Source organism: Pseudovibrio exalbescens DSM 16456 (assembly GCF_000422785.1).
Lineage (GTDB): Bacteria > Pseudomonadota > Alphaproteobacteria > Rhizobiales > Stappiaceae > Pseudovibrio > Pseudovibrio exalbescens.
In genome coordinates this window covers 87,810-100,394 of sequence record NZ_KE383920.1, presented here as the reverse complement: position 1 = coordinate 100,394, position 12,585 = coordinate 87,810, and the positions used below count along the sequence as shown (strand labels likewise).

8 protein-coding genes are annotated in these 12,585 nt (G+C 56.9%); 5 read left to right on the top strand and 3 right to left on the bottom strand.

Annotated elements, in window-relative coordinates; translation table 11 throughout:
* The first annotated feature begins 13 nt into the window (after positions 1-13).
* From G512_RS23110 to G512_RS0119105, 5 genes are all read left to right on the top strand, one after another.
* Positions 14-754, top strand: a complete 741-nt coding sequence (locus G512_RS23110) for an acyltransferase (RefSeq protein ID WP_028483095.1) — start codon at positions 14-16, stop codon at positions 752-754.
* Positions 738-1,871, top strand: a complete 1,134-nt coding sequence (locus G512_RS0119120; RefSeq protein WP_028483094.1) for a glycosyltransferase — start codon at positions 738-740, stop codon at positions 1,869-1,871. The genes G512_RS23110 and G512_RS0119120 overlap by 17 nt, the downstream gene beginning before the upstream one ends.
* Before the next feature lie 17 nt (positions 1,872-1,888).
* Positions 1,889-4,279, top strand: a complete 2,391-nt coding sequence (locus G512_RS0119115) for a hypothetical protein (RefSeq protein WP_028483093.1) — start codon at positions 1,889-1,891, stop codon at positions 4,277-4,279.
* A 47-nt stretch (positions 4,280-4,326) separates the two neighbouring features.
* The gene (locus G512_RS0119110; protein ID WP_143181321.1) at positions 4,327-5,274 is read left to right on the top strand and encodes a hypothetical protein; all 948 of its coding nucleotides are present in this window, start codon (positions 4,327-4,329) and stop codon (positions 5,272-5,274) included.
* A 122-nt stretch (positions 5,275-5,396) separates the two neighbouring features.
* Positions 5,397-6,905: a GumC family protein gene (locus G512_RS0119105; protein ID WP_028483091.1), complete on the top strand. Its 1,509-nt coding sequence runs from the start codon at positions 5,397-5,399 to the stop codon at positions 6,903-6,905.
* Between the two features lie 13 nt (positions 6,906-6,918).
* Here the strand turns inward: G512_RS0119105 and G512_RS21915 are convergent, their stop codons facing one another.
* From G512_RS21915 to G512_RS0119090, 3 genes are all read right to left on the bottom strand, one after another.
* Entirely contained in the window at positions 6,919-8,610 is a 1,692-nt protein-coding gene (locus G512_RS21915; protein ID WP_051269717.1) for a sigma-54-dependent transcriptional regulator, read from the bottom strand.
* A gap of 62 nt (positions 8,611-8,672) precedes the next feature.
* Positions 8,673-12,062 (bottom strand): PAS-domain containing protein, encoded by a 3,390-nt coding sequence (locus tag G512_RS22305; protein WP_051269714.1) that lies wholly within the window; start codon positions 12,060-12,062, stop codon positions 8,673-8,675.
* Entirely contained in the window at positions 12,059-12,580 is a 522-nt protein-coding gene (locus G512_RS0119090) for a molybdopterin-dependent oxidoreductase (RefSeq protein WP_051269712.1), read from the bottom strand. Before G512_RS0119090 ends, G512_RS22305 begins: the two co-directional genes overlap by 4 nt.
* Positions 12,581-12,585 lie beyond the last annotated feature (5 nt).

The window sequence follows — 12,585 nt, the reverse complement described above, 5'->3', positions numbered from 1 at the left end:
GCAGGAGCGGGTTTTGATCAGCACCACACAGTTGAAACAATGGATCAAGCAACAGGACACGCCAACAAAACGCTGGCTTTATTCCAGCTTGCGCTCACTTCGTGCGGGTTCGGTGCCTGTTATTCCGGGCCTACACAGAGCGCTTTATGGACTTAGCCGAGCGCTCAAGGGCGGGTTTGTCGGGGCTGTGCGTGTTTTCTGGACAACACCGGTCTTTCGCAGCCAGCTGACCCACTCCGGCAAGGGGCTTTATCTGTTTGGCGGCATGCCACTTCTCCTCGGCCCGCTCGACTTTTCCATTGGCAATGATGTGCGGCTTTCCGGACACACCACGATGACCGGGCGCAGTTCCTCCAAAAGCCGCCCTCTGCTGAAAGTAGGCGACAATGTTGATATTGGCTGGCAATGCACCATCGCAGTTGGGTCACGGGTCATCATTGAAGACAATGTGCGGCTTTCCGAACGTTGCTTTCTGGCCGGTTATCCCGGTCACCCACTGGATCCGGCGGATCGAGCGGCGGGCTTGCCGGACACCGATGATCAGGTCGGCGATATCGTCATCAAGAACGGGGCCTGGTTGTGTTTTGGAACCGTGGTGCTGGCCGGTGTGACCATTGGTGAGGGGTCGGTTGTTGGCGCTGGCAGCGTGGTTACCAAAGACATTCCTGCAGGAGTTCTAGCGGCCGGAAACCCGGCGCGCATACTCCGGCGCATCGAAACTGCCGCGGAGCCGCTTTATGACCGCACCTCATGACCTGATCGTATTCGGCGAGGACTGGGGGCGTCATCCCTCTTCCACCCAGCACCTGATTGCCCGACTGCCACAAGACTGGCAGGTGTGCTGGGTCAACTCGATCGGCCTGCGTCGGCCCAGGCTGTCCTTGCGCGATCTCAAGCGCCTTGCCACCAAGGTGATGGCTTTGATGCGCTCCTCCAATCACGATGGTGGACAGGTTCCAAGACCCGACCATATTCACGTCCACGCGCCTATGGCCGTACCATGGCCCGCGAGCCAGGCGGCCCAGAGTCTCAACCGGCGGCTACTGGCGCGTCAGTGCCGACGCTGGCTTCATGAGGACGGGCTTCATCGCCCCATTTTCTGGGCGTCACTACCGACCGGCGTTGTTGCGCTTGGTACACTGGGAGAGCGTGCAGTTGTATATTATTGCGGCGATGATTTTTCCTCACTGGCCGGGGTTGATCACGCGCCCGTCATGGCGATGGAACAGCAACTGGTAGACCGCGCCGACCTGATTATCGCGGCCAGTGAGCACCTTGCGCGCCGTTTTCCGCAAAACAAGACGCTTTACCTGCCACACGGGGTGGATTTCGAGCTGTTCGCCACTCCAGCGGCACGGCCTGATGATCTGCCGGAAAGCGGTCCCATTGCCGGCTTTTATGGATCCATTGCGGATTGGGTAGATGTTTCGATGCTGGCCGATGCTGCCAAAGAACGTCCCAATTGGCATTTCGTTTTGATTGGATCAGTGGAGACCGATGTCTCAGAACTAGAGGGCCTGCCGAACCTTCATTTTCTGGGCAAGCGCCCGCACCATGACTTGCCGGGGTACGTGCAGCACTTTCACGCCTCGCTGCTGCCGTTTCGCGATACGGACCAAATTCGCCACTGTAATCCGCTCAAGCTGCGGGAGTACCTGGCGGCAGGCTCACCCATTGTCAGCACACGATTTCCGGCAATGGAGCCATACGCCCACCTCCTGACTGTTATCGAACCGTGTAGCCGTCTCGCCCCTGCTCTGGATACCGCGCGGGCTGACAGCGCACGCAATGCCATTCGACGAGACGCGGTGCGCAACGAGGGATGGGACAACCGCGCCGACGAGATCCGCGCCGCATTGGAGCGGCTTTGATTGAAGGGAGACCTGAAATGATGGCCCGCTACGCCCGCTATGGCCTGATCCTGTTCCTATCAAGTCTTGCGTTCATTGCCGTGTCCTTGCCTGCACGCGAGTTGGCTGGCGGCCGCCTGCCACTTCACTACCCTCTCGATACCGTTTCTCTCACAGCCGACCAGAACATCGTCGTAACGGGCTATCTAGATGGGAATGCTGATGCACTTTTGGTGGTACGCATCGATGATACATCCTCTTCAGACTATGCCAGCCGTTATAATCTGGAACAAACGATCGTGCCCGGCCGGTTCGAACTCACGATCCAACTGCGGGGTCTGCGCACCACCGGCGGCGCGCTACTGAACCTCGACGGCCTGACGCAGTTGATCGTGTTTGCGCCGGATAACGCCGCCAGTTTTTCCGAGGTGGAGATACATCTCAGCGCCGCACCGCAGCTTCCGGGATCCGCCGTGGGCTACAGTTTGGGGCCAGCGGATGCCCCCCTGTTTCCCGGTTTCACTGCTGTATCCCCCGACAGCCCGCTGATTGCAGCAGGACAAGTCGTTCCCATTCAACGACCGGGGACGGATCCGCTCGTTACAAGCGGTTTCAAGGGCATTGAACGCCTTGTACTACCGTGGCCGGAAGGCGAAACAGTCGATGTTCATTTGTGGACGGAAGATGTGGGGGCATGGGAACACCTTCCCCATCCGCTGGAGCGGCGTATCAGGGTCAACGGCGAAACGGCTCTGGAGTATCGCCTTGGCTTTGAGGAGTGGCTGGCAGAACGGTATTTGCGTGGCAAGCGACAAGAGGCCAGTCCCGCCGGTAACCCTTGGCACGACATTGCGCGTCATCGCGGCGGTCATGTGAACGTGACAACGACAGCAGGAACAGACGGCATCGAGATTACTCTGGCGGGCGACAGCCCGGATGCCACCTACCTGTCAGCCGTAATGCTTGCTCCTGCTGGCGACCGAGCCGCTCTGGACTTCGTGGAGGACCAACGGGCCCGGCGGATACGCGCTGCCTGGCCGGTTATCGAACCGGCGCCGGTCCGTTCGGCTGATGCGGTTGTGCCGCTTTCTCCAGGCCATGCGCGTCCGGAAAAAACCTCGATTGCCGCAGCAAGCGCTCGCAACGGTGCTACAAGGCTCTCCTTGGACCTTCACAGCGACAAACCGGTGGAGCTTGTTGGGTGGCAGATTACAGGTGGCCCGCCGGATTTGAGCGCCTACGCATGGGCCGCGCTGCGAACGCTGGACCGACCTGCTGCCAATGCCAGCGCGTTGCAACTCCAGCAAACCCGCCTTGTCGCCGATCCGAAGGGCCTTCCGGTGACGCCTGATCAACCGCGCAGAGTGGAACTCTGGTTGCACCCGAAACCGGACACGACGGCTGGCAGTTATCCGCTTCACCTCACGGTTGAAAGCACGTCTGGAGAAACGCGCATTCCCATCACCTTGTTGATAGATAACGTCGACCTGCCAGCTCCGCGTGCGCCTGTCGGCTTTTATCTGGACGAAGCACCGCACCTGACATGGTCAGGGCAAGATCCTGCTCGCCGCACGAAACAGTTGCGCTGTGATCTGGAATTCATGGCGACTTTGGGCTTGAGTGCCTTGGCTCCGGGCATCAGCACTCCCAGGGCAGATGATGATGCCCAGGTCATTGCCGAGTTGGCCATGGCTTTCAACGAGGCTCCAGCGGTCATGGCCTATACCCCTGCCAAACGGCTGATTGGCGAAACTGGCCTTGCTGTTGCCGCGGAACGGTTGGCCGGCATTACGCACCTTGCCAGCCAGAAGGGACTTTCGCCGATTTATTGGAGTGTCGCCGACGAACCCTCTAACCCTGACCAGTCGACCTCCGACCTGACAGCGCTTTTGGAGGTATTTCGGCGCGATGCCCCAGAGGTGAAGCTGGCAGCCCATCTCAACGCCCCTCAAGACAAGGCACTGGCCTACCTTTTCGATCTCGTGTTGATCAACGATGGCTATGGCATGTCCCCTCAGAACGTGCGCAACCTGCAACGCAATGGGCAAAGTGTATGGCTTTATAACGCCACACAGCCACGATTGACCGCCGGTGTGGGCGTTCTTGCAACACAGGCCGACGCCTATGTTCAGTGGCACAGCCGCATGCCGACCGCCGATCCGTTCGATCCGATGGATGGACGAGAGGGGGACGTGATGATGATGCTTCCCGGACACGAAATCTGCCCGAGTCAGCCAGACATCCACACTGCGCTTCTGGACATGGCAGAGGGGGTGCTTGACCAGCGCTGGATCTTATATTTAGCCCGCAAAAACCAAGGGGAAGAGACCGATTTGACGTGGAAAATTTGGGAGAAACTGCAGCAAAGCTGGCAATCTCGCCTGCAAGAGGACAAAACTGATTTACCTTTTACTTACAAACAGAAATAAAACAAATAGTCAAACAACGATTTACTTGAGAAAGCGGGATAGCGTTCGTGAGGCTGGCACTCATACTTGTCGCGGTGATGAGCGTGATGGTCGGGTGTGCACCGAAAGATGAACTGGCGGTGTTGCCCGACTATTTGCGTGCCCAAGCCCGTTTGGCCGACGGACAGAATCCCGATCTCACCCGTCCGGCAGAACGCACGCCCCGTGCCGACAAAGCTTCTGAAACCTTGGCAGACCATTACACCGGATCCGATGCCAACGCTGATCGGGATCCGGTGCTGGAACAAATGCTGGCAGAGGCCCGTGCCAATATTGTGTTGCCGGCGCAAGGTGGCACGTCTCCATCCACAACAGGAAGCACCTCCGCCGCAACCAAATCAGTTTCCGATGTCAGCGCCGCAAGCCCTCCTGACTTGTTTCGCCGGTTCATGACAACACAAAGCCAGCGCTCCAGCAACCAGACCGGATATGTGGGCACTGAACCAGGGTACCCCGCTTCCCCCAAAACCACTGCGCCAGCCCCATCGCGGCAAGAGCAATTCGGCCGCAGCATTGTGACAGACCCCGCGCAAATCAATGCTCGGCTGGAGCTACTGGCCGCAGCTCGCGCCGTGGATGGGACCGGTGCTGACATTGGAGACCGGGACAAGCGTAAAGGGTCGCCTCTACCAAGAGCCGGGGGGAGTTCAGACGATGAAACCTTGCGTATTCAAGGCCTTGATAGACATGTGGTTTTACCCCCGGCTATTGAGCCTGAGCTTACGCAACTGGCCCGACGCGCGCACGATCGGAATCTACCGCTGATCATTGCGGTTGGTGTGCCAAGCAGCGGCTCTGCATATGATCGTTTAAGCCAAGCCCGCCAAGTTTCCCGCCTTGTGTCCCAAGCGTTGACGCCTGCTGTGAAGGTGCGGGAGCATATCAACCCTGCCCTTCCTTTTGGCACCGTGGAGATCAGTATCCAGCCCACAGCCTCATCCCCGACAATTCAGTGATGTTTTCTGGCAGTTTTCTTGCATGTCTTTCACTGAAAGCAAACCTTCGAAGCCCGTTGGTTTGCGGGTTCGCGTCCGGCTGGCCCGGCGAAGCGAAAGCAACACTGTGAGAACGGACAAGCATGAACGACGCCCAAAGTCGGAGCCTCAAAGACATTGCGCTTTTGGTGCTGTACAGTGCCTGGCGGCGACGCTACGTGATTTGTGTACCACTTCTGGTGCTGCCGATTTTGGCGTATTTCATCGCAGATTACGCGCCCAAGCGATATCAAGCCACCATGACCATTCTGGTTCAGGAACCTGCACGCCTGAACCCGTTTCTGGAAGATCTTGCCATTGGCCCAAACCTGAAGGAACGCATGCCGGCGCTTGATGCCTTGTTGCACAGTGAGCATGTGTTGGGGAAGGTTCTGCAAGATGTGGGGGAGATTACGCCCGCAACGCCCCAGCGACAGCGCGAACTGATGGTGCGCCAGCTGTCATCAGCCATTTCTGCCCAGCTTGTCGGCACGGACCTGGTGCAACTCACAATCACCTCAGGCGACCCAAACGGACTAGCACGCAAACTTGAAGCCATTGGTGACCGGTTTCTGGAGCGACTTTTGTCTCCAGAGCAGACTGCTGTCGATAAAAGCGGCGCATTTCTGGCGGACCAACTGGCCCAGCAGCGCGCCATTCTTCAAGGCCGGGAGAACGAGTTGGCCGAGTTCAAAAGCGCACATGCGGACAAGTTGCCCTCGGTGTATACGGCCAACGTACAGCGGCTGGTCGATTTGCGGGGAGAACTGGACAGCAAGATGGTGGCCCTCGCCAGCGCAGAAGCACAACTGGCTCATCTACGCAAACGCCTCGCCAGCACGAACCCGGCGGTTGGGCACCTTGAGGAACAGATCATCGAACAAACGAGCCGACTTGCAAACCTGCGTAGCCGCTACACCGAGGCCCATTCAGCCGTTCGCGATGCTGAACAAAAACTTCAGCAACTAACCGAGCAACGCAAAATCTTGTTTGAAACCGCCACTGACCTCAGCGACACAGATTTGGACCGCCTGTGGAACATGGCGGCGGGCCAACAAATTAACCCGGAGCAAAAGACCATCCCCCTGCTGGTATCACAAATGCAGGCTCTGCATGAAGCGGAGAACAATCGCGCGGCGCTTTCAAAAGACGTCGCACTAGTTCAGGAAAACATCGCGGAGCTGGAAACAAGCATTGCGGAGTTCGGGCCAATTGAAAAGCAAATGAACCGGCTGGAGCGAGAAATCGAGCTGGCGCAGGAAACCTATCGCGAGTTGTCACGGCGCTTTGAAATGGCCGAGGTAACCAGCGCCTTGGGGCGCTATGAGGCCCCCGAACGGGTCCAAGTCGTTTCTGCACCAGAGGATCCGACGGCGCCGATCACGCCTGGAAAGGTCATTTTTGTGGGCGGCGGCATCTTTGCGGCGTTGCTGCTGGGATGCGGCCTGGCCGTCGTGTTCGAACTGCTGGACCCCACCCTGCGGCGTCAGGAAGATTTCCTGAACTTGGCAACCGGGGTGCCGATCATCACTCGCGTACCCAAGCAACGCACTGATGACCTTTCAGGTTTCACTCAGAAGGACCATCAGGAGCCAGACAAACACGCTGCCTGACACCAACGTGCTGTTAGCCATTTTTGGCCGCATCCGGTTTGTTCTGATCCGGTTCGGTATGGTCCTCTTCATTGGCTTGCGCGGCGATGCGATCCTCAAGCTCCCAAGCCTGAATGCGCCGATATATGGTGGAGGGACTGACTTCCAAGGCCGCAGCTGCTCTTGGAATACTGCCATTGCAGCGGTCTATGGCGTGCTCAATGGTCAGACGGATAACCGTTTCCAGAGGTAAAATGCGGCTCTCATCAGCCAAAGCGGATTGAAACGGCAAAACCAGCCCCTGATGGCCGTGCGACTGCGAGGCGGAGGACCACGTTCCGCCTGCTGCCGCTCTCCCGTAGGCCGGAGCCTCACCAAAGGGTGGTGTGTGGGAAGCGCTTGAACCTCGATCGGGCCGATAACCGTGTGGCGGTGTCCCTCCGGCGGATCGGTCTTCTGTCGTGTCGAGCCCTTCCTGATCACCTTGTCCCGATGTCTGTCCCTGAAGCGGTCCGCCTCCCGTTGCCGATCTCGACAACTGCTGGGCCTCTGCAATTTCGGGTGGCAGCATGAACCGTTCCATCACCTCGCCATGGTTCAACACCACAGCACTTCGCACTACATTTTGGAGCTGACGTACGTTGCCGGGCCAGTCATAGGCGGCAAGGGCATTTTCCGCTTCCACGCTGAAACCCGTAAAGAGCTTGCCTTCCTCTTTGGCGTATTTTTCCAGAAGCTGACGCGCAATCAAAACCACATCGCCCTCGCGCTGGCGTAGAGGTGGCATATCTATGGGCACGACGTGCAACCTATAATACAGATCCTCCCGAAATCGCCCGGCGGCGACCTCGGCAATCGGATCCCGATTGGTTGCACAGACAATGCGGACATCCGCATCGCGCAACCGGTCTTCACCCACGCGCTGCACCTTCTTTTCCTGAAGGAACCGAAGCAGTTTTGACTGCAGGGACAGGTCCATCTCGCAAACTTCGTCAAGAAACAACGTGCCCTTGTCAGCGGTCAATGCAGCCCCTTTGCGATCAGATGTTGCGCCGGTAAAGGCACCTTTCACATGCCCAAAGATTTCACTTTCCAGAAGATCCTTGGGGATGGCCGCGCAGTTCAACACGACAAAGGGCCCCTCGCTGCGCCGAGACAGCTTATGAATGGCTTCGGCGCACAGCTCTTTGCCGGTGCCGCTTTCGCCGCGAATAAAGACCGAGGCCGTACTCGGGCCGACAGCGCGCAACATCTTGAACACGGCCTGCATCGCCGAGGACTGGCCCGTGATCATTTCAAGGGCTGCCTCTTGACGGGTATCTCCTGCCAGATCATCGCCTTGCCGGGAAAGGTTATGACGCTCCAGCGCATTTCGCACGGTGGTTCGGATGCGCTCCGCATTGAAGGGCTTCATGATGAAATCAAAGGCGCCCTCCCGCATGGCCTCGACGGCCAGATTAACGGAAGCCTGACCTGTGATCACGATGACCTCACAGGAGATGCCATTGGCACGAATGCTCTTGAGGATATCTATGCCGTGCATGTCTGGCAGGTTTACATCCAGAACAAGCACATCAGGAGCGAGCTGCTCGATCTGCTCCAGTGCCTGCTGACCGGTCTCAGCGCCGCGTACACTCAGGTTCTCCTGCCTGAGATAAGCCTTGTACGTTTCCAGCAGCGTGAACGTGTCCTCAACAATGAGGATTTCAGCGGGTCGATCAGACATAGGGTCCTGCACTCATCGAGGATCGCCAGCCGGGACGTAGCCAGCGCTTCGGAAGGCCGAAGTTAGGTAGAAGATGCAGCCTCGGTCAACTCGCGATTAACGTAGGGTAATTTCTTTAGTTCAGAAACAGATTTTCTTGCACACTGTAAAAAATCACTAGCAAGGTCATTAATAGTGTCTGTATTTGGCTCCACCTCGATGGTACTGGCTTGCCTTGCAGCCATGTGCGCGCCGAATTGAGATAGAAGACCTGCAAATCGGTGGGCTGTCTTGCGCACCTGATCCCAGTCCTGCGCATGGAGTGCAGAATCAAACTGCTCAAACAAGTCCTCCGCATTACTGAAGAACGTGTCCAACAGGCCAGAGAAGACGTCCTCTCCAACGGCCTCTACCATATCCTCAAGCGACTGAAGGTCCAGTTCAACACCGGACGCATCTTCCCCTTTATGATCATGGTCATTCGAGCCAGCTACGCCTGTCATTGGCACTCCAGCTTCTCCTTCTTCATCACTGGACATGTTCAAATGTCCATTGACGATCGCTTCCAGCCGCTCCAACTCCGCGTGCCAGTCGCCATTTGGCAAGGCAAACACATCCGGTTCGGCGTTCTCCTTTCCCTCCTCCGTCAATGGGGGCAGGATCTCCGGCGGAAGCTGATCGCTTTCATCTTGAGGGGTCGCCTGGGTGAAAGCATGATCTTCTGCCGCACGGGCAACGTTCCTTGATGTTACTCGCAGAACCGCATCAAGTTCCTCCCAGATTATGGGCTTGGTTAAGTAACCGTTGAGGCCAGTAGAAAATGCGGCCTTCTTGTCCGAATCCATGACCTGAGCTGACAGTGCGTAAATGGGAATTCGCGCTTGTGGGCCTCTCAAGGCGCGGATTTTTCGGGTTGCCGTCATGCCATCCATTGTCGGCATCTGCATATCCATGAGAATAAGATCGAAGTCGCGGCGCTCAATCGCCTCCAGCGCTTCCTGCCCATCCCGCGCAGTGGTCACCATATGACCGCGTTTTTCAAGCGCTGTCTTGATCACCAACTGACTGGCAGTTGTGTCTTCAACAACGAGAACATGCAGGCTGATTGGTTCGCTGTTCAGCGCTGGCTCGTTGTTGTTCAGGTCCGCGTTCACGTTCTCGAGAAGTGCCATCTCCTCCAGTTCAGTCCCCTCACTCTGCTCTAATGTGACTTCGAACCAGAAACTGGACCCATAGCCAACGGTGCTTTCAAAGCCGATTTCACCGCCCATAAGGTCCAGAAGCCGCTTGCAGATTACAAGTCCCAATCCTACACCCGGCTGAGTGATGTCGCGGTCCTGACGCTTGCGTTCAAAGGGACGAAAGAGAGTTTTCTGGATGTCCAATGGAATGCCAGAACCGCTGTCATGCACGGTAAAGCGCAATTTGTGGCGAGGTCCGTGGGTTTCGACTTCCTCAATCGATAAAATAATGCGGCCCTTCTGAGTGAACTTGGTCGCATTGCTCATCAAATGTGTGAGAACCTGGGTCAAACGCTTCAAGTCGCCAAAATAAACTTTCGGCAATTCGGGGTCGAGCTTCAACTCGACCCGCACCTCACGAGAGCCAACAGCGTCTTGAGCCAGCCGAACACTTTGACGTGCCATCCGGTGGAGATTGAACGGATTGGTTTCCAGCTTCATGCCCCCAGCATCCAACTCGGAGTAGTCGATCGTATCTGAAATAAGTCCCAAGAGCCGATGTCCCGACTGTTGAATCTCAGCAATGAAGCGGCGTTGATCGGTGGTGAGTTCGCTGTCACTCAACAAAGATGCAAAACCAAGGATCGCATTCATCGGCGTTCGGATTTCGTGCGAAATCATGGAAAGAAATTCAGATTTTGCCTTGCTGGCCGCTTGGGCTTCCTCGGCCAATGCCTTTAGCTGCGTTGCCTGAACTTCAAGCCGCTCGTTGGCGCTTTGTATTTCCAGCGTGCGCCGTTTGGCCTCGGTGATATCGGTGAACACGGAAACCATGCCCCCGGCACGGGTACGCTGCGTTGAGATCTGTATCCAGCGTCCATCACCGGTAGGCTCCTGATGACGGAAATGCACCTCTTTGGACATCAGAGCCGCCCGCCGTTTCTTCATCCGATCGGCAATCAATGCCTCCACATCATCCGGTGGCGGGTAAATCCCAGCATCCACAGCCAGCCGAATAACCTCTTCATAGGTAATGCCGTGACGCAGCCGATGGGCCAAGTCGCCATAAAGATCACGAAACCGCCTGTTGAAGAGCTGAAGCCGGTCGGTGGCATCAAACATGACGAGGCTCTCGTCAAGACTATTGACGGCATCGTCCAGAACATCTCGTGCAGCGTCTGCTTCTTCTGCCATTCGCGCCAGTTCGCGAGCCTGATGGCTGAGCTTGGTTCGGGCATCTTCCAGCTCACCTTCACGCCGCTTCATCTCCGTAATGTCGGAGCGGATGCTGACGATGCCACCATCTTCGGTATGTCGATCCGAGACCCTGATCCAGCGCCCGTCAGTCAGTTTCATCTCGTAGGTGGCCGCCATCTTCTTGCGGGCCACGCGTCGGTAGTCCAACCAATCGTCAAGAGGACGTCCATCAAGATCAAACTCGTTGTTCACGGCCCCATACCGCAGCACTTCAATGTAGGGAACGCCGTGTTTCAAGGCCTGCGCTGAAACAGGGCAGATCTGCTCCATCTTGCTGTTCCACATCACCACGTTGTCGTCGTGATCGCACAACAAGAAGCCTTCGTTTATGTTCTCTACGGCATCCGACAGGCGGCGCCGCGCTGCCACAACGGTTTCCTGAGCTTCCAACGTTTGGCGCAGCAACCGGTTCGTGCGGATCTCATAATAGAAAAGAAACCCTAAAAGGCTGCACAAACTCACGATGGCCAGACCGCTGAACCATCCCATTTGGTTCAGCATTGAGGTCATCTGGTCCTGAATTTCGAGGCGCTGATCAATATCCCATTTGAGGCTGTCCAATGTGAGGTCACGCAGCTGGTTGGTAAACGGATCAAAAGCTGCTCTTATCCGCTCGAAGGCTTGCAGGCTGGTGCGGTCCAGTAAACGCAGATCAGCTTCCACGTCGACCAGCACCTGTTCCAACCTCGCCACCAGATCGTCGTGTCCCTCAATCTCCGCAATTTCTCGTTTCAACGTTCCGCTTTTGAACAACTCCATGCGGCTCCAAAGAAGATCAAAACGCAGCAAGACATCCGCCTTGCCCACACTCTCGAAGCCGAGCATGTAGCCATCAAGTGTTGTAAGGAATCGACTGAGTTCCAGTTCGGTTTGCGCTGCCGACCAAACGGCGTTTTCAGTCGTGACTTGATTCAAGCGTTGCTCCACACGTTCGTAACGCAGTGCCGTTATCACCGTCAGGGTGAGAAGTCCCACAAACAGCAAAAGAAGGGTGAGACTGACCAGGCGTGCGCGTATGGAGAGGTGCTTGATCATTTGATCCGCAACTCCTTGACTTGCCAAATCCACTTATGGTCCTGCGAGACCTGAGGATACTGGTCGCGCGGATACACGATCCACAAAGGCCCCTTGTCCCTCACGCTCAAGGTCTTGCCGTTCATACGGGACGCCAACAGCACCGGATATCGGCGGAGCTCATCCACCTCCAGTTCAACGCTGTAGTTATTGAGGGCAACCGCCTCCAGCGTATTGCCTTCAGCTCCAACCGCATCCAGAACAGCACTCAAGCGTGGCCCCTCAAAGTTTTGCGGACCATCGGTCCAGGTTGTGGAGGTCGTAAGGTTATCTGTGCCCAGCGCCTGCAGGGTTTCACGATCAAACTTGGCTTTTTTGCCGTCTGTCGTGCGTGCAATGTCGCCGCTGACAACCAGTATGACCGGACCATCCGGTGCCGCCAATTCATTCGCTTGCACGGCACCGGCGATCGCCACCATCAAACCGGCAAAGCCTGCACCGAAAAGCCGAGAGACTATTGGCCCTTTTACCTCAGGCATCTTCA